At 67.1% G+C, this 18868-nt stretch carries 15 protein-coding genes; 5 read left to right on the top strand and 10 right to left on the bottom strand.

What is annotated here, in order from left to right:
- Nucleotides 1-88: 88 nt before the first annotated feature.
- The 10 genes from ACIA75_RS31275 to ACIA75_RS31230 all read right to left on the bottom strand — a co-directional run bounded on the left by ACIA75_RS31275 (nt 89) and on the right by ACIA75_RS31230 (nt 10937).
- Nucleotides 89-1537 (bottom strand): MCE family protein, encoded by a 1449-nt coding sequence (locus ACIA75_RS31275; protein ID WP_397111095.1) that lies wholly within the window; start codon nt 1535-1537, stop codon nt 89-91.
- Nucleotides 1538-1539: 2 nt separating this feature from the next.
- A complete protein-coding gene (locus ACIA75_RS31270) occupies nt 1540-2811 on the bottom strand; it encodes an MCE family protein (RefSeq protein ID WP_397110492.1) in 1272 nt (423 codons plus the stop codon).
- 4 nt (nt 2812-2815) lie between these two features.
- Nucleotides 2816-4066 carry an MCE family protein gene (locus tag ACIA75_RS31265; protein ID WP_397110490.1) on the bottom strand — a complete coding sequence of 417 codons (1251 nt, stop codon included), beginning with the start codon at nt 4064-4066 and terminating at the stop codon, nt 2816-2818.
- A complete protein-coding gene (locus tag ACIA75_RS31260) occupies nt 4063-5094 on the bottom strand; it encodes an MCE family protein (RefSeq protein ID WP_397110488.1) in 1032 nt (343 codons plus the stop codon). The genes ACIA75_RS31265 and ACIA75_RS31260 overlap by 4 nt, the downstream gene beginning before the upstream one ends.
- Nucleotide 5095: 1 nt before the next feature.
- Nucleotides 5096-6112, bottom strand: coding sequence for an MCE family protein (locus ACIA75_RS31255; protein ID WP_397110486.1), 1017 nt, complete (start codon nt 6110-6112; stop codon nt 5096-5098).
- On the bottom strand, nt 6109-7383 hold the full coding sequence (locus ACIA75_RS31250; RefSeq protein WP_397110484.1) for an MCE family protein: 1275 nt from the start codon (nt 7381-7383) through the stop codon (nt 6109-6111). Before ACIA75_RS31250 ends, ACIA75_RS31255 begins: the two co-directional genes overlap by 4 nt.
- Nucleotides 7384-7394: 11 nt before the next feature.
- Nucleotides 7395-8252 (bottom strand): MlaE family ABC transporter permease, encoded by an 858-nt coding sequence (locus tag ACIA75_RS31245; protein WP_397110482.1) that lies wholly within the window; start codon nt 8250-8252, stop codon nt 7395-7397.
- 13 nt (nt 8253-8265) lie between these two features.
- Entirely contained in the window at nt 8266-9060 is a 795-nt protein-coding gene (locus ACIA75_RS31240) for an MlaE family ABC transporter permease (protein WP_397110480.1), read from the bottom strand.
- A gap of 768 nt (nt 9061-9828) precedes the next feature.
- Nucleotides 9829-10335 (bottom strand): hypothetical protein, encoded by a 507-nt coding sequence (locus ACIA75_RS31235; protein WP_397110478.1) that lies wholly within the window; start codon nt 10333-10335, stop codon nt 9829-9831.
- The gene (locus ACIA75_RS31230; protein WP_397110476.1) at nt 10335-10937 is read right to left on the bottom strand and encodes a TetR/AcrR family transcriptional regulator; all 603 of its coding nucleotides are present in this window, start codon (nt 10935-10937) and stop codon (nt 10335-10337) included. Before ACIA75_RS31230 ends, ACIA75_RS31235 begins: the two co-directional genes overlap by 1 nt.
- Nucleotides 10938-11370: 433 nt before the next feature.
- Here ACIA75_RS31230 and ACIA75_RS31225 point away from each other — a divergent pair, with 433 nt between their 5' ends.
- The 5 genes from ACIA75_RS31225 (at nt 11371) to ACIA75_RS31205 (ending at nt 18833) form a co-directional block, all read left to right on the top strand.
- Entirely contained in the window at nt 11371-12540 is a 1170-nt protein-coding gene (locus tag ACIA75_RS31225) for an amidohydrolase family protein (RefSeq protein ID WP_397110474.1), read from the top strand.
- A 31-nt stretch (nt 12541-12571) separates the two neighbouring features.
- On the top strand, nt 12572-13807 hold the full coding sequence (locus tag ACIA75_RS31220; RefSeq protein ID WP_397110472.1) for a M24 family metallopeptidase: 1236 nt from the start codon (nt 12572-12574) through the stop codon (nt 13805-13807).
- The gene (locus ACIA75_RS31215) at nt 13797-14921 is read left to right on the top strand and encodes a M24 family metallopeptidase (RefSeq protein WP_397110470.1); all 1125 of its coding nucleotides are present in this window, start codon (nt 13797-13799) and stop codon (nt 14919-14921) included. The genes ACIA75_RS31220 and ACIA75_RS31215 overlap by 11 nt, the downstream gene beginning before the upstream one ends.
- A 36-nt stretch (nt 14922-14957) precedes the next feature.
- Nucleotides 14958-15947: an enoyl-CoA hydratase/isomerase family protein gene (locus tag ACIA75_RS31210; RefSeq protein ID WP_397110468.1), complete on the top strand. Its 990-nt coding sequence runs from the start codon at nt 14958-14960 to the stop codon at nt 15945-15947.
- A gap of 264 nt (nt 15948-16211) precedes the next feature.
- Nucleotides 16212-18833, top strand: a complete 2622-nt coding sequence (locus ACIA75_RS31205; RefSeq protein ID WP_397110466.1) for a CoA transferase — start codon at nt 16212-16214, stop codon at nt 18831-18833.
- Nucleotides 18834-18868 lie beyond the last annotated feature (35 nt).

Below are 18868 nucleotides of genomic sequence, written 5' to 3'. Positions count from 1 at the left end.
TCTGCTCCCACCCTCGGTGCGTTTGTGCCGCGCGCGTTGCACCACGCTTCCCGCCCCGGGCAGCGGAATTCCGCCCGGGTGCGGGACGTCAGTGCGGAAGCATTTCCTCCCAGCTGCCGTGACTGTCGGCCACCAGGTCCGTCTGGCGGTAGAGCTGACCGTCGGGTGCCAAGTACTCACCGGTGCTCGGGTCGTATTGGGCGTAGGCGACCGCCGGGGCGGCGGCCGGGGCCGGAGTTGTCGCGGCGGCCGGCGCGTTTCCGGGCGGCGGAGCGAAACGTGAATCCGGCGGGATCCCTTGCTCCTCGAGTTCGGGGTCACGCGGGTACGGTCCGACCACCGGCTGCTCCGGCGCTACCGGCACGAAATCCTGATCGCTGTTGCAGATGGCGGCTGTCGGCGCGCGTTTGGCGGGATCGTTGGCGCAGGGGATGTTGCGGGCACCGCGCACCGCGACCGGATGATCCTGCGGCAGTTTGCAATACAGGTTGTCCGGGGTGTCGATCGTGGTGGTGTCCTGCGGGGATCGCCACTCCGAGGGCGGCAGGAAGCCGAGGGTGCAGGCCGGCGGATCGGAGACACCGCTGACCCGGAAGTCACCGATGCCCAGCCCGGACGCGTTCTTGGTCGGCTGGACCGCTTGCACCAGCGAGACCACCGGCGGCAGCAGGACCAGCAGTTGTTCCAGGCCCGCGTTGTAGGTGACCGCGAGCTGCCCCACCGAGGTCAGGTTGGACAGCAGCACGGGCAGCGTCAGATCCACCGAGTCCAGCAGTGCGGATACTTCCTCGGCGAAACCCGGCCCGGAATGCAGCACGGTGCGGATCTGCGGATCGTTGGCCACCAGCTGACCCGTCACATCCGCGGTGGCACGGGTCCAGATGCGGATCGCGTCGGCCGTCTGCACCTGGGTGTCGAGCAGCGGTTGTGCATCCTGGACCAGGGTCCGGGTGGCATCGCCCGCGCCGTTCATATCGGCGGTCAGTTTCTCGGCCGAGGTGAGCAGCGAATCCAGGTCGTAGCTCGCGCCGTTGACTCCGGCGAACATCTCGTCGAGCAGGCGTTTCAGATCGTCCTTGGGGATGGTATCTACCAGGGCGCTCAGTTTGTCGAGCATCGGGCCCACCGGTTGCGGCACCGCGGTATCGCGGCGTTCGACGACGGCACCGTCGTACAGATACGGCGGGGAATCGGTGCGCGGCAGCAGATCCACGTACTGTTCACCCACCGCCGAGACGCTGCGCACCTCGGCGGTCAGGTCCGTGGGAATTTGATAGGAGCCGTCGATGGCCAGCGTCGCCCGGACACCGTCACCGGTGAGCTCGACGCCGGTCACCTTGCCGACCCGGATGCCGCGGTAGGTCACATTGCCGAAGCGATAGAGGCCACCGGCCTCCGGAAGATCCACGGTGACGCCGATGGTGCCGATACCGGCGAGGGTCGGCAGTTTCATGTACATCACCGACATCACGACCAGCCCGATCACCGACAGGATACTGAAGATGATCAGCTGGGCACGGACGAAACGGGACAGCAGCATCAGCCGCCTCCAATCCCGGGAATCTGGGGAAGCTGGATCTCCGGCAGCGGGAACGGCAGACCGGGAATGGGGGCGGGTGCCGGAGGGGGCGCCGGGGCCGGAACGGGTGCGGGCGGCGGCGCCGGGGCCGGGGCGGGGGCCGCGACCGGGGGCGGGGTCACCCCGAACCCGAGTGGATCCTTGGTCTGTTCGGCATAGCCCGGATCACCGACGGCCGCCTGGATCACGGCGGTCGGATCGCCCCACGGTGTGCCCAGCAGCAGTTCGCGACGCAGTCGGGGGATGGTGAGGTCGACGGTGGCGAACAGGTTGATGAAATCGCCGCGCACACCGTTGTCGACCAGGTACTGCCCGTAGGGGAACACCGTCGCGAACTGGAGCGCCGAGTTGATATCCGGCCCCACATCGGCCAGCGCCTTCAGCGTGGGTTCCAGATTGCGCAGGTTCGCGAGCAGATCGTCGTGCACGGTCGTCAGGACCCCGTTGGTGGTGTCGCTGAAGGTGCGCAGCCGATCCAGCGCGGTGACCAGATCGGGACGTTCGGCGATGAGTACATCCAGCGCGGGCGGAACCTTCTGCAGCGCTTCGGTGAGCACATCGCGCTGAGCCGCGAAAGTGCCACCCAAGCGGTTCAGGTTGTCGATGGTGGCGATGATATCGGCGCGCTGCCCGTCGAGCGTGCCCATGAAGACATCGAGACGGTCCAGCAGTGCGCGGATATTCGTCTCGCGACCCTCGAAGGCCGCGCTGAGACTGCCGACGATATCGCCGATCTGCCCGAGACCACCTCCGTTGACCACCACCGACAACGACGCCAGCGTCTGTTCCGTCGACGGATAGGTCCCGGTCTCGTCCAGTCCGATACGCGCGCCGGGCTCGAGCTGCCCCTGCGGCGGTTGCCCGGGTGGAGGATCGAGCGCCAGATGCATCGACCCCAGCAGACTGGTCTGGCCGACATGGGCATGGGCATTGGCCGGCACGACCTGGCCCGGCTGGATGGACACTTCCACCAGCGCGTGCCAATTCTCTACTTTGATATCGCCGATACTGCCGACCACGACATTGTCGATCAGCACCGGCGAATTCGGGGTCAGCGTGCCGACATCGGCCATCTCCACGTACAGCAGGGTGGCATCGGCCCCGCGGCCGGTGGCACCCGGCAGCGGCAGGGAATTGACCCCGTCCCAAGTACAGCCGGTGGCCGTGAGCAGGACACACGCACAGCCCAGGACGACTCTGCGGAACTTCGTCCGATAACCCGGTTTCGACATCTGGTCACCGCCCGCCGGGGAAGAGGATATCCGCCAGCGAAGGCACCGGTGGTGCCGGTGCGGGCGCCGGTGGTGGAGCCGGGGCCGCGGCCGGCGGAACGAGATCGGGTTCGCTGTAGATGATGTTCTTCGGATCGGCCGAAGGTCCGAGACCGGGATTCACCGGTACCGGCAGATAGTTGAAGTTGAGCAGCCCGAGAACCGGACCGAGGTAGTCGCGGCATTTACGCGCCGCCTCCTCGGCCCCGATGTTCTCCACGCTGGCGATACCACCGCAGACGAACTCGATCGGGTTGGAGAAGTTGTTCAGCACGAAAACCCCTGCCTCGGTGCCGGTATCAGGGTTGTAGATGTTGTAGAAGTTGGCCAGGCTGGTCGGGAAGATATGCAGCAGCTCCTCGAGTTCGCCGCGGTTGTCGACGAGGTTCTGCGTCACATCGGCCAACCGGCCCACCTGCTCGCTCGCCTTGTCCCGGTTCTCCGAGACGAACCGCTGGACCTCACCGACCGCGATGGACAGATTGGACAGTGCCGCGTCGAGATCGGAGCGACTGTCGGACAGCACACTGGTCAGGGTCGCCAGCCGGTTCTCGAACTGCACGATCTGCACATTGCTGTCGCGCAGCGCCGTGACGAAGACCTGCAGGTTCTGGATGGTGGCCGCGATATCGCCGCTCCCGTCGGCCAGGATCCGCCCGACCCCCGACAGCTGGGCCAGCACCTCCCGCAGTTTGCCGCCGTTGCCCGCGAGGGCGTTGGCAGCACTGTCGATGAACCGCCCGGCCGGGCCGGAGCTCTGATCTCCGTCGGGCCCCAGTTCGGTGGCCAGCCGGGTCAGCTGCGTCTTGATCTGGTCCCATTCGACCGGGATCGCGGTGCGTTCCAGTGGGATCACCGCGCCGTCGGCCATGGTCGGGCCGTCCCCGCGGTAGGCCGGGGTGAGCTGGACATAGCGCGAGTCCACCAGGCTCTGGGCGACGATCACCGCACCCGCGTCGGCCGGGATATCCACACCCCGGTCGACGTGCAATGTCATCTCGACGGTGGCGCCCCGGGGCTCGATACCGGCGATGGTGCCGACCTTCACCCCGGACACCCGGACATCGTCGCCGGGGTAGATCGCCGTGGCGGTGGTGAAGATCGCGCGGACGGTGGCCGGCGCGAACAGCGTGCGGTTCACCACGACGAAGGCGGCGGCCAGCACCGCCAGAGCCAGGGCGCCGGCCGCCAGCCGGATGATCAGTTTCCGCGTCATCGTGGCGCCCCCGGTTGCGGTACAGGTGGTGGTGGGACCGCGCCGGCGAACGCTGCGTCGACGAACGGCCGGATCCATTGGGCCGGAATCAGGTTGGCGACATAGGCGTTGTAGAACGGGCCGCCGGACACCGCTTCACCTTGGGTGAGTGCGGTTTTCGCCAGACCCGGGATCGCCTTGGCGATATTGTCCCGGTTGCGCTGCAGCACGTCGGCCACCGAGTTCAGCCGGTCCAGCGCCGGGCCCAGTTCGGCCTCGTTGTCGGCGACCAGCTGGGTGAGCTGGTCGGCGACGGCCGCCGTATTGGCCAGCAGGGTCGCGATCGCCTGCCGGCGCTCGTCGAGCACCCCGACCAGCGTATTGGCATTGAGCAGCATGGTGTTCAACTGGCCGCTGCGATCCGCGAGGATCTTGGTGACCTCCTGCGACGCGGTGAGCAGATCACCGAGCGCCGCATTGCGGCTGTTGATGGACTTCGACAGTTCGGACAAGCCGTCGAAGGCCGGACCCAGTTGCGGCGCGATCGAATCGAGCGTGGACGACAACATATCCAGCGAGCTGTTCAGCGAATCGGTGTTCATCGCGGCGGTCGTGCTCGTCAGGTCGCCGAGCGCATCGGTCAGCGAATACGGCGAGGAGGTGCGTTCGACCGGAATGGTTTCCATGGGGCGCAGCCGCTCGTCGCCGTGCGAGACCAGCGTCATGATCCGCTTGCCCAGCAGTGAACCCGTTTTGATCTGTGCGGTAGTGGACGCGCCGAGCGACACCCTGTCGCCGGCGGTGAACACCACCCGCGCCTGGCCGAGCTCGAGTCCGACGTCGGTCACGGTGCCGACCTTCACCCCGGAGACGATCACCTCGTCACCGGCCTCCAGGCCACCGGCCTCCTCGAACACCGCCTGGTACCGGACGGTCGTACCCCAGGCGATCGCCTGTTGCGACTGCAGCCCCAGCGAGATGACGCAGAGGATGAGCACGATCCCGACCAGGCCGTGCCGCAGTAGATGTTTTCCGCGGTATCGAAGCATCTCAGGGAGCGCACCTTCCGTCGGTCTGTACGGCGGCCGGGATCTCCACGACCTGCCCGGACAGATCGTTGACCCGCAGGGTCAAATCGCACAGGTAGTACTGGATGAAATTGCCGTAGGCGCCGGTGCGCACCAGCTTCCGGAAGTTCTCCGGAGCCTTCTGCAACGCGGTATCGAGCGTGTCTCGGTCATTGTCGATATTCGCCGCCAGGGCGTTGACCTGGTCGATCGTGCCCGCCAGGGGCGCGCGGCCCTGCGACAGCAGATCCGCCACCGTCGCCGTCCCGGCTTCCAGGGAATCGATCGCGGACGCGATCGGATCACGATCGTTGCCGAGCTGGGTGATGAGTTGTTCGAGCCGGTCCACCAGGCCCGAGAACTGCCCGCCCTCGGCCGCGAGGGTGCTCATCACGGTGTTCAGGTTGTCGATCAACTGCTCGACGATCTCGTTCTTGTCGGCCAGCGCGGCCGAGAACGACGCGGTCCGGCCGAGAATGGAGTTCACGGTGCCCTCTTTGCCCTGCACGATTTCCAGCAGCGACCAGGTGAGCGCGTTGACGTCGCGGGCGTTGAGACCTTGGATCACCGGTTTCAGTCCACCGAGCAGCAGGTCCAGATCCAGTGCCCCGGTGGTGTTCTCGATCGGCAACTGCCCCCCGGCCGGAAGTTCGTTCCCGGGCCGGTCGGTGAGCTCGAGATAGCGATCGCCGACGAGGTTCAGATACCGCACCGCGACCTCGGTTCCGGAGGTGAGGGACAGCGAACGGTCGGCGTCGAATTCCACCCGCACCCGGTGATCGTCCTGGAGCTCGACCCCGCGGACCGAACCCACCACGACCCCCGCGACCCGCACCGTATCCCCGGTGCTCAACCCGGACGAATCGGCGAACACCGCCGAGTACTCGGTGGTCGAACCGCTGCGGTACTCGCCGAATACGAGGATCAGGCAGGCCGACAGCACCACCATCACCGCGGCGAAGACACCGAACTTCAGCAGCGGGGTGTTGCGATTGCTCATCGCGGCGCGTCCTTCCCTGCGGCGGCCGGCCCGAACAGCGCCTGGGCCAGCGAGGCCGTATTCAGTGTCAACCCGGGCCGGAACGGTCCGGCCTGCGGATTGGCACCGACATCGGCGACCACGAACGGCGGGAAGTCCTCATATCCCACCGGCAGCATCGAGCATTGCGGGCCGCCGGAGGCCGCCACCTTCGGGAGATGGTCCGGGTAGCGGTACGGTTCCACACCCCACAGGAAGTTGGCCGACAACCCGATACCCGGAACCTGCACCGGTGTCACCGACGACAGATATCCGAGGCCGTCGAGGGCGCAGGTCAGCGCGGTGTGATAGCGGTTTGTCAGGTCGGTGGTGGGTACCAGCGCGTCCATGCTGCTCACCAGGCCGGGGCCGGTGTCGCCGACCACCCGGTTTCCGGTGTCGGCCAGCCCGATGAGGCTCATCAACAGCACATCGAGTTGCTGTTGCTCCTCCACCACGGTCCGGCTGATCTTCGTCGCGTTGCCCACGGTTTCCAGCAGGGCGGGCGCCGCGTCCGCATACGTTCCGGTGACCTGCGGTGCCATCGCGAGATCGGCCTGCAGTGCCGGGAGCCCGGGTTCGACCTTCGCCAGGAACGATTCCAGGTCCACCATCATCTGGCCCACCCGGTCGCCCCGCCCGCGCATCGCGTTGGCGAGCGCGCCCAGGGTCTCGTTGAGCTTCTCCGGCTGGATCTGTCCCAGCACCTGGGTGAGCTGTTCGAACACCGTATTGATCTCGACCGTCACATGTTCGGCTTCGAACACCTGCCCCGGCTCGAGGTGGCCCCCTGATGGCTCCTCGGGCGGTACCAGCTGGATGTACTTCGCGCCGAACACCGTGGTGGAGGCGATATCCACAGTGAGGTCCCGGGGAATCCGGGTGAGATTGCCACGGTCGATGGCCAGTTCGATCTCCGCGGTCCCGTCGGCGCGCTCGACAATCGAATCCACCGCGCCCACGGTGACGCCGCGCAGTTTCACCTCGGCGTCGGGGTACATCACCAGCCCGGCCCGCGGCGCGTGCACGGTGACCGCGACGGTATCGGCGAATCCGCCCTGGAACAGGGTCACCGCCAGCACCACGATCGCCGTCCCCGCCGCGATCGCCGCGAAGCCCGCCGCCGGCCGGCCCGCGGCGGCGGCCAGCAGCCGGAGCCGGTCGCGCCGGCGCCGGCGCCGGCGTCCGGGCGCCGGGTGCGGCCGGTCCGGTGGACGGTCCGCCGCGGCGCGATAGTGCGTTTCGTTTCCCACCAGCGCCATCCCTACCCCGACAACTCGAAGTTTCCGTTGGACCCGTACACCGCCAGCGATACCAGCAACGTCACCGAAACCACGGCGATCAGCGAGGTCCGTACCGCATTGCCCACGGCCGTGCCCACTCCCGACGGCCCGCCGGCGGCGAAGAACCCGAAGTAGGTGTGGATCAACAGGATCGTGATCGCCATGAGTATTGCCTGCAGGAACGACCAGAGCAGATCGATCGGGTTCAGGAAGGTCGCGAAATAGTGGTCGTACAGTCCCGAGGACTGGCCCAGGATCACCACCGTGGTGAACCGGCTCGCGAGGAACGAGGCGATCACCGCGATCGCGTAGAGCGGGGTGATCGCGATCATCCCGGCCACGATCCGGGTGCCGACCAGATAGGAGATCGGTTCGATCGCAATGGATTCCAGTGCGTCGATCTCCTCGTTGATCCGCATCGCGCCCAGTTGCGCGGTCACGCCGGCGCCGAAGGTGGCGGCCAGGCCGATACCCGCCACCACGGGCGCGGAGATCCGCACATTGATGAAGGCGGACAGGAAGCCGGTGAGCGCCTCGATCCCGATATCGCCGAGCGAGCTGTAGCCCTGCACCGCGAGGGTGCCGCCGGTGGCCAGCGTAAGGAAACTGACGATCACCACCGTTCCGCCGAAGGCCGCCAATGTGCCTGCGCCCATACTGATCTCCGCGATCAGCCGGATCGTCTCGCGTTTGTACCGCCAGGCCGCCATCGGCGCGAACGCCAGCGCCTTCACATAGAAGATCGCATGGTCGCCGACCCGGCCGAGTACATCCACCGGTTTACGCAGCCGGCGGATCACCGCCGGATACCGGGCGCTGAGAACCTCAGAGGCTGTCATCGGATACCTCCCCTCACCCGGTCGTCAACTGGATACCGATCGCCGTGACCATCACATTGATGACGAACAGCGACATGAACGCATAGACCACGGTCTCGTTGACCGCGTTACCCACTGCTTTGGCACCACCGGTGACGATCAGCCCGCGGTAGCAGGCGACGATCCCGGCCACCAGGCCGAACAGCAGAGCTTTCACCGACGAGATGATCACCTCGTTGATACCGGTGAGCAGGGTGATCCCGGCGACGAACGCGCCCGGATTGACGTCCTGCACGTACACCGAGAACACATAGCCGCCGAGCACCCCGATGATGCAGACCAGGTTGTTCAGCAGCAGCGCGACCAATCCGGAGGCCAGCATGCGCGGGGTGACCAGCCGCTGTACCGGGTCGATCCCGAGAACCTCCATGGCCGCGATCTCCTCGCGGATCGTGCGAGATCCCAGATCCGCGCACATCGCGGTGGCTCCGGAGCCGGCCACGATCAGCACCGTGACCATCGGGCCGACCTGGGTCACCGCGCCGAATGCCGCACCGGCACCGGAGAGATCAGCGGCACCCAATTCGCGCAGCAGGATGTTCAGGGTGAAGCTCACCAGCACGGTGAACGGGATGGCCACCAGCAGTGTGGGAACCAGGGAGACCCGGACGATGAACCACGACTGCTCGAGGAATTCGCGGGTCTGGAAGGGTCGGCGGAAGGCGAATTTCACCGCGTCCGCGGTCATCGCGAACAGGCCACCGATCGTTTGCAGGGGTCCGTCGAATCGGTCTTTGACCTGTATCCAATACGGGGTGCGGGTGGTCATCCGCGCCTCGCGGCGTCGGACGCGGTTGCCGCCGTGCCGATCGGGCGGTCCCCCGGGAGACCCGGAACCCGCCCGGGCAAGGAGGAATTCGGCATCGAAGTGCTCCTGTCGAACGATCGACGGCTCGGCGGACTGCGCCGGCGCGACGCGATCCACCGAGACGGGCGGCTCGCAGGCGAGCCGCGGCGTGATCAGCAGAACCGGCCGACGGCTGCGGATCCACGATCCGAAGGCTGTACCGTCCCAGCCGGCCTGCAGTCACCTATCTCGGTACGGAAATGTCATTCTCGATTTCCAATAGGATGGCATCCGCATTGGGAGAATTCAATACTTGCGGGCAAGTTTTCAGGAACCCCCCGCAAGAACCGCAAGTCCCGCGCCGACCGGCGGCCGAAACACCCTGCGAACAGGCATGTTTGCTCGCACACCCCCTGTTCGGAACCCAGAACTGCAGGATGGACAAGCCGGTAGAATTGTGAAATTCAACGTTTCAAATTTGCCCGAGACTCGGGCCGGGACAGTGAATTCGCACGAATGCGAAGCGAACCCCAAAAAAGTGCGCTCGGATAAATCCGCAGAAAAGCCGCAGCGGGTCCGGAAATCCCGGCGGCAGCCCCGGCCGGACAGTCCGGATATCGAGTGATCCGCATGCCCCACGCGACACTGTCCGGGTCAGCCCGTCACCTACCGACCCGGCCGGTCGCCGTCTACATCCGCCACACAAGGGCGTTCTCGCACCCCTCTACAACCCCCTACCCCCACCTCACATCAGACTGCCGGAACGAGGTCCGCGCACACCGGAACGTACTCCGTGGCGCCACTGCGGAATATCTCGCTCGGCGTCACGGCGGCCGGCGAGAGTCCCGCGGCCACCATGGCCTGCGCCTTGAACGCCCGCGCGGCGTAGCTGAGCCGGTGCAGCACCGGATCGACACCGTGATCCTGACCGGCCGGCCAGCCCTCACCCCAGACGACGACCTCGATTCCGCGGTGTTCCAGCGCCCGCAGTACACCCTTGCGGGCACGCCCGTCCCTGCTACAGACGTCGGCGTTCACCGCCAGCGCCTGCGGCAGCCGGCCCGGGACCTCGGTCGCCAGCACGGAGTCGAGCTCGCGGACCTCGGCGCCGAGGATCTTCAGCGGGCGGATATCGGACGGCTGCGCCAGCAGTACCGTCACCTCCCACCCGGCCACCGATCGATCGAACAACCACCCGCCGGCGAACTGGACCGCATCGGTCACGGTTGCCGCCACTACATCGAGCCGGTACCTCATCACATCTCCTTCGCCGCCAAGTCGCGGGCCAGCGACTCGGTGTAACCGTTGAATACGTCGGCCAGCGGGATCGAACGATCGAGCAGCCACGAGATCTCCATTCCGTTCAAGAAGGCGACGATTTCGACCGCGCGCATCCGCGGGTCGATATCGCGCTGGTACCGGCCGCTGTCCTGGCCTCGCCGAATCGCCTGGGTGACGAGTTCGACCGCCGTGCGCCACCGATCGAGCATCCGATCGTGCAGTGGCGCCTCGGGCGTCAGGTTCTCGACGAGCAGGACGACGAAGGTGCCGACCAACTCCGGAGAACGTTCCATACGGGTGACCACTTTGCGGATCTCGACGATCAGATCTCCGCCGATATCCGCGTCTCGCAGGTCCTCGGCATCGCGGGCGTCCAGGACGGCGTGCAGCAGCTGCTCTTTCGACGAGAAATGATGCAGCAGCCCCGCGGAAGTCACTCCGGCCTCTCCGGCGATCTGCGCGAGCGTGGTGCTGCGCCAGCCGTTGCGGGTGAGGAGACGCTGCGCGACGGCGAGAATGCGCTGCCTCCGATCCTCCCCCTTGGCGAGGAGTGAGGCATAAGGACGAGGAGCTGTCATGGTCCGAACCCCGATCTAACAAACCTAGTGAACACACAGTAGGTTGGTTTCGATCCTGTGACAAGGGTTACAGAGAAGTTGCTCCCACGCTGGGGCCCCACCTGCGGCCCAGGGGTGGCGCGGACCGCGAATCCACCGCCGAAACGCTTCCGTTTCCTGACCAGAAAACCCAGTTGAAAATAGCATTCTCACGCCTTCAACCGCGAGGGAACAGGGAAAACGCGCCAACCTGTAGAACGCCACTCTCCTATTGTGATAATGTCGTTTTCAGCTTGGCGGGTCACCCACCCGACACCTGGCCGCCCACTCCGCCCAGCGGGCGGCGGGTATGTCATATCGGATCGCTATAACACCGTGAAGGCAACCCGGCAGCCCAGGGGTGACGACCGCCGACGGCAAATTCGCGAATCAAACGATCCATTGGAGGGTCACGATGCCGACTTCGCCCAGCAGTGCTCCGCTCTATCCTCCGCAGGGCTTCGGCCCGCCGAAGGATCGCCGCGGCCACGCCGAGGGCACCCTCGGACTCCCGGCCGGCACCGAGGTCTTCTCCGCCGACAACCACATCTCGCTCGCGGACGACATCTTCTACGAACGCTTCCCGGAGGAGCTCCGGGACAAGGCACCCCGGGTGTGGTACGAGGAGGGGGCCTACCAGATCGGGCGCAAGGGAAAGTCGTTCCTGCCGGGTGACTTCAGTCGCGTGCTGATGCAGTACGACCCCCTGGACGGGTCCGGCAGCACCAACCTCGAGGCCCGCCTGGCGGATCTGCGCGCCGACGGCATCGACAAAGAACTGGCCTTCCCCAATTCACTGCTGGCCCTGCTGTTCTACCCGGACAAGGCCGTCCGCGAACGCTGCTTCCGCATCTACAACGAGTACATCGCCGAGGTGCAGGAACGTTCCGGTGGCAGCTTGTACGGCGTCGGGCTGATCAACTGGTGGGATGCCGAGGGTGCCCGCCGGACACTGGCCGAACTGAAAGCGCTGGGGCTCAAGACTTTCCTGCTGCCCCTGTCGGCGGGCAAGGACGACGACGGCGCTGTCATCGACTACGGCAGCACCTCGATGATCGGCGTCTGGGACGCCATCGAGGAATCCGGTGTCCCGGTATCGCACCATATCGGCGAATCACCGCTGTCGGCCCCGTGCGAAGTGAACAGCGTCGTGGTCGGGATGATGCACAATGTCGCCCCGTTCCGGGAGTTGTTCTCCAAGTACATCTTCAGCGGCATCATCGACCGCCATCCCGGCCTGCAGATCGGCTGGTTCGAGGGCGGGATCAACTGGGTCGCCGCGGCGCTGCAGGACGCCGAGCATATGAACGCGTCCTACCGGCATATGTACAACCGTCCGCTGGACCACGAGGTGCGCCACTACTGGGAGAACCATATGCGGGCCTCGTTCATGGTGGACCCGCTGGGCCTGGCCGTCATCGACCGGATCGGCGTCGACCGGGTGATGTGGTCGTCGGACTATCCGCACAACGAGAGCACCTTCGGCTACTCCGAGAAATCCCTGGCCGGTGTCGTCGAGGCGGTCGGACCCGAGCAGGCCGCCCGCATCGTCAGCGGAAACATCAAGGAATTCCTGGGGGTATAGGCCCGCGCCACGCCGAAAAGGACCACGTTCAATGACCGCATTCACCGCCGCGACGACCGCGGCGATCGATATACCCGACCTCCCGGACCGCGCGCGGATGCGCCGGGAGACCGGGGCTCGCCTGCGTTCGGCCATGGCCGAACGCGGGGTCGACGCGGCGATCCTGCTGCTGAACAACAATGTCGTCTACGCGACCGGGGCGAATTGGCCGCTGGGTGACGCCGGGCTCGCCCATGTCGAACGGCCGGTGGCGGTGGTCACCGTGGACGACGAATGGCCCCATCTGTTCCTGCCGTTCCGCGCCGGTGCCGCGGCCGAAACCGAGCTGCCCGCCGACCACCTGCATCCGCCGGTGTACCTCGAATTCGACGAGGGCGTCGCGGATTTCGGACGGATACTCGCCGGACTCGTCCGGCCCGGCGCCACGATCGCGGTGGACGAATTCACCGGAGCCATGCTGCGCGCGCGGGACCGGCTCTTCCCGGGCGGTCGGCCCGTGGACGCGGCCACCGTGATCGGACCCGCAAAGCTGATCAAAACCCCCGACGAGCTGTCCTGTATCCGCAAGGCGTGCCGGATCACCGAGGAAGCGGTCGTCGACGTCCAGGCCTCGCTGGCACCCGGCCGGCGCCAGATCGATCTGTCCGCGGGTTTCGTGCGGCGGGCGTTCGAGCTCGGCGCCACCGCGAATATGCTCGACGCCATCTGGCAGGTCATGCCGGACAGCAAAGCCGATGGGGTGTGGACCACCCACGGCGATCTCGCGCTGCCCCTGCTCACCACCGAGCGGGAACTGAAGGCCGGCGATGTGCTGTGGACCGATGTCAGCATCACCTACAACGGCTACTGCTCGGATTTCGGCCGCACCTGGATCGTCGGACAGGATCCGACCCCGCGCCAGCAGGCGCAGTACCAGCAGTGGCGCCATATCCTGCAGGCGGTTCTCGCGCAGATCCGCCCCGGCGCCACCGCTTCCCAGCTCGCCCAGGCGGCGACCGAAGCGGCCGGCGGGCGCCGGCCCTGGCTCCCGCATTTCTACATCTCGCACGGAATCGGCGTGAGCGCCGCCGAAATGCCGATGATCGGCACCGATCTCGGCGCCGAATTCGACGACAATTTCGTGCTCCGACCCGGCATGGTGCTGGTCCTCGAACCCGTGGTGTGGGAGGACGGCACCGGCGGCTATCGCAGTGAGGAGATCGTGGTGGTAACCGACGGAGGCTGGATGCCTCTCACCGACTACACCTATGCCCCCTATGGCGACTGAGATCCTGCCGGACGATCGCGCGCTGCGGGTTGGGCGCCGCGACCGTGTGCTGGCACAGATGCAAACCCATGATCTCGATGTGCTCATCGCCGGACGACAGGCCAACGCCCGCTATCTGTCGGGCGCCCCCCAGCTGTGGGTGGCCGGGACCCGGCCGTTCGGCCCGGTCGCGCTGCTGTTCCGGCAGACCGGCTCGGTGCACCTGCACAGCACCTGGGACGAGGGAATCCCCGAGGACATCCCGCACGCGAACCTGTACGAAACCATGTGGGACCCCCGCAACCTCATGGCGGTACTGCGCGATATCGACGGCGCCGCAACCGCCCGCCGCGTGGGTACCGATGCCCTGTCACCGGCCTTCGCCCAGCTGCTACCCTTCGCGTTCCCCAACGCGGAGATCGTCGACGGCGAACTCGCGTTCCGGGCGGCGCGGCGGATCAAGCTCGCGGCGGAGATCGACATGATGCGCGCCGGGCTGCGCGTCGCCGAGCACGGCCTCGCCGCCGCGCTGGCCCGGCTCGCTCCCGGTGTCACCGAACAGGCGCTGGCGGGCGCACTGCTGGAAGCCTGCGCGGCCGGCGGGGTGAGCACACCCGCCACCCAGGACGCGGCGTGGGTGACCGCCCGCAACCATCCGTGGCAGCGGGCGACCGACGACCGCCGGGTCCAGGAAGGCGATCTGGTCGCCTTCTCTTCCGGTGTTCTCGGTGACGGGTATATCGGTGAGGTCGGACGGACGTGGCCGGTCGGACCGGCGACCCGGGCAATCGACAATCTGTACGGGCGCTGGAATCGACTGTGGGAGAGCCTGTTACGGGCCTGCCGCCCCGGCGCTCCGGCATCCGGGTTGCTCGATGCCTACCTGGACGTGGGTGAGCCCCTGCCCGCGATGCCGGTCGCCCGCGGGCTCGGCATGGGTTTCGACCCACCGGTCGTGGCACCGGCGCTGCGCGCCACCGCCGAGGCCGAACCACTCGAACCCGGCATGGTCCTGGCGGTCACCGGTTATGTCTGGGCCGAGGGTGTCGGCGCCGTGTTCACCCGTGACGCGGTGCTCATCGGCGACGACGGACCCAAGGTGCTGACCACCAGCCCGTACTGGGAGAAGCCGTGACCGGCACCCGAGGCGAGAACGAAGGGAAGGACGCGGATGTCCGACGATAACGGTGCCGGAACGAACTCCGCCCCCGACCGGCCCAGCGCCGAGGAGATCATCCGCTATGCGAAGGATCCCGCGACCCGGATCGCGACCATCACCTTCGACCGCCCGGATCAACTCAACGCCCCGACCATGGCCGCGCGGCTGCGCTACGGCGATCTGATCCACCGGGCCAGTATCGACGACGACGTCAAGGTGCTGGTGATCCGCGGCGCGGGCGACGATTTCGGGTCCGGTGCCGATCTCGGCGAGTTCATGGCCGTGCAGAACGACCCGGATCAGGGCCCGCGGCTCAGCGAGTACAAGATCGGCCCGGAAGACGACGTCACATACCCGCCGAAGCAATCCTTCCGGCACGGCGCCTCCATCAGCCAGTGGTACGCCAACGCCCAGGCCGGGTGCCGCAGCCTGCAGGAGTTCAAGAAGATCAGCATCGTCGAGGTGAAGGGCTACTGCTACGGCTGGCACTTCTACCAGGCCGCCGACGCCGATCTGGTGATCTCCTCCGACGACGCGCTCTTCGGCCACCCGTCGTTCCGCTACTACGGCTGGGGTCCGCGCATGTGGACCTGGGCGCAGACCATGGGGTTGCGCAAGTTCCAGGAAATGGTGTTCACCGGCCGCGCGTTCTCCGCGGCGGAAATGGCCGACTGCAACTTCCTCAACAGTGTCGTACCGCGCGCAGACCTGGAAGCCGAAACCGATAAATACGCGCTGGCCTGTGCCCGTAACCGTCCGACGGACACGGTGTTCATGCAGAAGGTTTTCTTCGAGATCATGAAACAGCAGCAGGGCGAGTACATGGGCAGCCTGCTCAGCGGATTCTTCGAATCCATGGGCGGCCATATCCACGCCGACGACAACGATCTGATGCTGGACAACGCCTTCGACGGCGGCCTGAACAACTCGGTCAAGGACAACGACAGCCGCTTCCCGCCGGAGTTCCGGCTCAGCAAATCCGGTCGCCGGAAACCGGAATAGCGGACCCCACCGGCTCGCCTCTGCCGGCGGGCCACAGCCGATGCCGCACCCGCAGCACGATCCGGGTGCGGCATCCGGTTCATCCGGTGTTTCCGCGGCGAACCGCTGTGCTGGATCGGGGCAGCCCGGCCGGGATGCGTCCAATCGCCTGGCTACGTGCCGCGTAAATGCTTGCTGGACAAGTACTTTCCCGGTGGGCGGACCACCGGACACCGGCCGGAGTACCGCGGGCCCGAGGGTTCGCACGGAGGAATCGAGAGGGATATGACAGCGAATCGCACCTCAGCACGGGGTGGTTCCGCCGGGTCGTCCCGGCCGGGGCCGACCGGCGGCGGGCCGCTGTCGGGATATGTCGTCATCGATCTGACGAGCGGCATCGCCGGGGCCTACTGCACCAAACACCTCGCCGACGCGGGCGCCCGGGTCATCGCTGCCGAGCCACCGCGGGGCGCTGCGCTGCGGCGCCGGTCGGTATCCGGCGCGATTCCCGACCCCGGCGCCGGCCCGACCCTCCGCTCCGATACCGACGCGAACGTCCGCCCAGATGCCGACGCGGGGCCCCGCTCCGCTAGCGACGCGGACGTCCGGACCGATGCCGGCACGAGCCTCCGACCCGGTGCCGACGGCGCGCTGTTCCAGTTCCTCGCCGGCGGAAAGCACAGTGTGGTGGTCGATTCGACGCATCCGAACGACCGGGCGCTGCTGGAAAATCTGTTGTCCGGCGCCGACGCGGTGATCTGGTCACCGGGATCCGCACCGGCCGAGGACCCACTGTTCGCACCCGTTGCGATTCGCGAAAGACATTCGCACCTGGTTGTCACCGCCATCACGCCGTTCGGCCTGGACGGCCCGTGGGCCGGGCGACCGGCCACCGAATTCACCCTGCAGGCCTGGTCGGGCGGTGTCGTCGGGCTGGGCCGCGGCGCACCGGAGCGGGCGCCGATCCATATCGGTGGCGATGTCGGCGAATGGTTCGCCGGGGCCCACGCGGCCGCCGCCACTCTCACCGCCCGGCAGCGAGCACTCCGCACCGGAACCGGTGAACTCGTCGATCTCTCGATGCTGGAAACCCAGATCCTGGGGCTGTCCTACTATCCGGTGTCGTTCTACGACACCGTGAACCGGCCCTTCCGCACCCAGCGCCGGCTGAGCCGGCCCGGCGTCGCCACCGCCGCCGACGGGCTCATCGCGGTCGGCTGCGGTACCGCCCAGCAGTGGTTCGATCTGTGCGTGATGGTCGGACATCCGGAATGGATCGACGAGGACCCCACCCCCGCCATCACCGAACGCACCAACGAGAAGGCCGCCGAGATCGCCGCCTGGTTCGCCGGTCACAAGGTCGACGAGATCCGCGAGCTCGCCACGGCGTTCCGGATTCCCAACAGTCCGGTGGCGAGCGGCGCCGACGTCACCGGACTCGATCAGCACCGCGCCCGGGATTTCTTCACCGTGAACCCCCGGGACGGTTTCGTCCAGCCGGGCCCGCCGTTTCGGAGCACCCCGGCCGTGCTGCACTCCCCCGAACCGGCCCCGGTCCTGGGCGAGCACACGGACCACTACCGAACCGCACCGATCGGGAAACCGGGTTCCGGCACTGCCGAGGACCGGCCCGCCGCACCGGACCCGGCCGGCGATTCCGCGAATCCGCTCCCGTTCGAGGGCCTTCGGGTGCTGGATATGACCACGTTCTGGGCCGGTCCGTCATGCACCCATTACCTGGCGATGCAGGGCGCCGAGGTGATCCATGTGGAATCGGCCCAGCGCCCCGACGGCACCCGGCTCATCGCGGGTGTCCCGATCGACGAGGACCAGTGGTGGGAGAAGTCCGGGATCTTCTCCGGCCTGAACACCAACAAGCGCGGGATCACGGTCGACTTCCGCACGGAAGCGGGCCGGGAGGTGCTGCGCCGGCTCGTCGCCTCCTGCGATGTGCTCGTGGAGAACTACACCCCGCGGGTGGTCGAGCAGATCGGCCTGGACTACGACACCGTGCGGACCCTGCGACCCGACGCGATCATGGTCCGGATGCCCGGATTCGGTCTCGACGGTCCGTGGCGGGACAACCCGGCGTTCGCCTATGTCATCGAGGACGCGTCCGGACTGACCTGGCGCACCGGCTATCCCGACGAGAACCCGGTCGAGCCCTACAGCCTCGGCGACCCCAATGCGGGGGTGCACGCGCTGGTCGCCCTGCTGCTCGCCCTGGAACATCGCCGGCGGACCGGCGAGGGCATGCTGGTCGAAGCGGCCATGGTCGACGCCGCCCTGAACATCACCGCCGAGCAGGTCATCGAGTACTCGGCGTACGGGAGGCTGCTGGAACGGGCGGGTAACCGGGGGCCACACGCGGCGCCGCAGAACCTGTACCGCGCCGCCGGGGTCGACGAGTTCGGCCGGCCCGACAACTGGATCGCCCTCGCCGTCGCCACCGATGAACAGTGGGAAGCGCTCGTCGAGGTCCTGGGCCGGCCCGCCTGGGCGACCGGACCCCGGCTCCGCACCGCCGCGGGCCGGCACGCGCGGCACGACGAGATCGACGAACATCTGGCCGCCTGGTTCGCCGAACGTACGGCCGGCGCGATCGTGGCCCTCCTGTGGGAGGCCGGGATCCCGGTGGCCGAGGTCCGGCAACCGCACCGGCAGACCGAGATCCCCCAGCTCGCTCATCGCCACTTCTTCGAACCGGTCGAGCATCCGGTCAACCCCACCGCACGCCACAGCACGGTTCCGGCGCGCTTCTCCGCCGGCCCCGCGCGCTATCACCGCACCCACGCACCACTGCTGGGCCAGGACAATGCCACGGTCCTGGCGCAACTCGGGTACTCGGCGAGCGAAATCGAAACCCTCGAACGGGACAAAGTCATCGGTGGCACCCCGGGTTCGTAATCCACGAACCAATTGACAACCTTCTGTCATATTGA

Origin of the sequence: Nocardia sp. NPDC051750 (assembly GCF_044453135.1) — a bacterium.
In the GTDB taxonomy this organism is placed as follows: Bacteria; Actinomycetota; Actinomycetes; order Mycobacteriales; family Mycobacteriaceae; genus Nocardia.
The sequence above is the reverse complement of the archived record's forward strand: the minus strand, read 5'-3'. Positions and strand labels throughout refer to the sequence as shown.

What these genes read in the sequence shown, in the direction of transcription:
- ACIA75_RS31270 (WP_397110492.1), bottom strand. Translation starts at nt 2,811, where the DNA reads ATGTCGAAACCGGGTTATCGGACGAAGTTCCGCAGAGTCGTCCTGGGC.
- ACIA75_RS31265 (WP_397110490.1), bottom strand. Translation starts at nt 4,066, where the DNA reads ATGACGCGGAAACTGATCATCCGGCTGGCGGCCGGCGCCCTGGCTCTG.
- ACIA75_RS31260 (WP_397110488.1), bottom strand. Translation starts at nt 5,094, where the DNA reads ATGCTTCGATACCGCGGAAAACATCTACTGCGGCACGGCCTGGTCGGG.
- ACIA75_RS31255 (WP_397110486.1), bottom strand. Translation starts at nt 6,112, where the DNA reads ATGAGCAATCGCAACACCCCGCTGCTGAAGTTCGGTGTCTTCGCCGCG.
- ACIA75_RS31245 (WP_397110482.1), bottom strand. Translation starts at nt 8,252, where the DNA reads ATGACAGCCTCTGAGGTTCTCAGCGCCCGGTATCCGGCGGTGATCCGC.
- ACIA75_RS31240 (WP_397110480.1), bottom strand. Translation starts at nt 9,060, where the DNA reads ATGACCACCCGCACCCCGTATTGGATACAGGTCAAAGACCGATTCGAC.
- ACIA75_RS31235 (WP_397110478.1), bottom strand. Translation starts at nt 10,335, where the DNA reads ATGAGGTACCGGCTCGATGTAGTGGCGGCAACCGTGACCGATGCGGTC.
- ACIA75_RS31230 (WP_397110476.1), bottom strand. Translation starts at nt 10,937, where the DNA reads ATGACAGCTCCTCGTCCTTATGCCTCACTCCTCGCCAAGGGGGAGGAT.
- ACIA75_RS31225 (WP_397110474.1), top strand. Translation starts at nt 11,371, where the DNA reads ATGCCGACTTCGCCCAGCAGTGCTCCGCTCTATCCTCCGCAGGGCTTC.
- ACIA75_RS31220 (WP_397110472.1), top strand. Translation starts at nt 12,572, where the DNA reads ATGACCGCATTCACCGCCGCGACGACCGCGGCGATCGATATACCCGAC.
- ACIA75_RS31215 (WP_397110470.1), top strand. Translation starts at nt 13,797, where the DNA reads ATGGCGACTGAGATCCTGCCGGACGATCGCGCGCTGCGGGTTGGGCGC.
- ACIA75_RS31210 (WP_397110468.1), top strand. Translation starts at nt 14,958, where the DNA reads ATGTCCGACGATAACGGTGCCGGAACGAACTCCGCCCCCGACCGGCCC.
- ACIA75_RS31205 (WP_397110466.1), top strand. Translation starts at nt 16,212, where the DNA reads ATGACAGCGAATCGCACCTCAGCACGGGGTGGTTCCGCCGGGTCGTCC.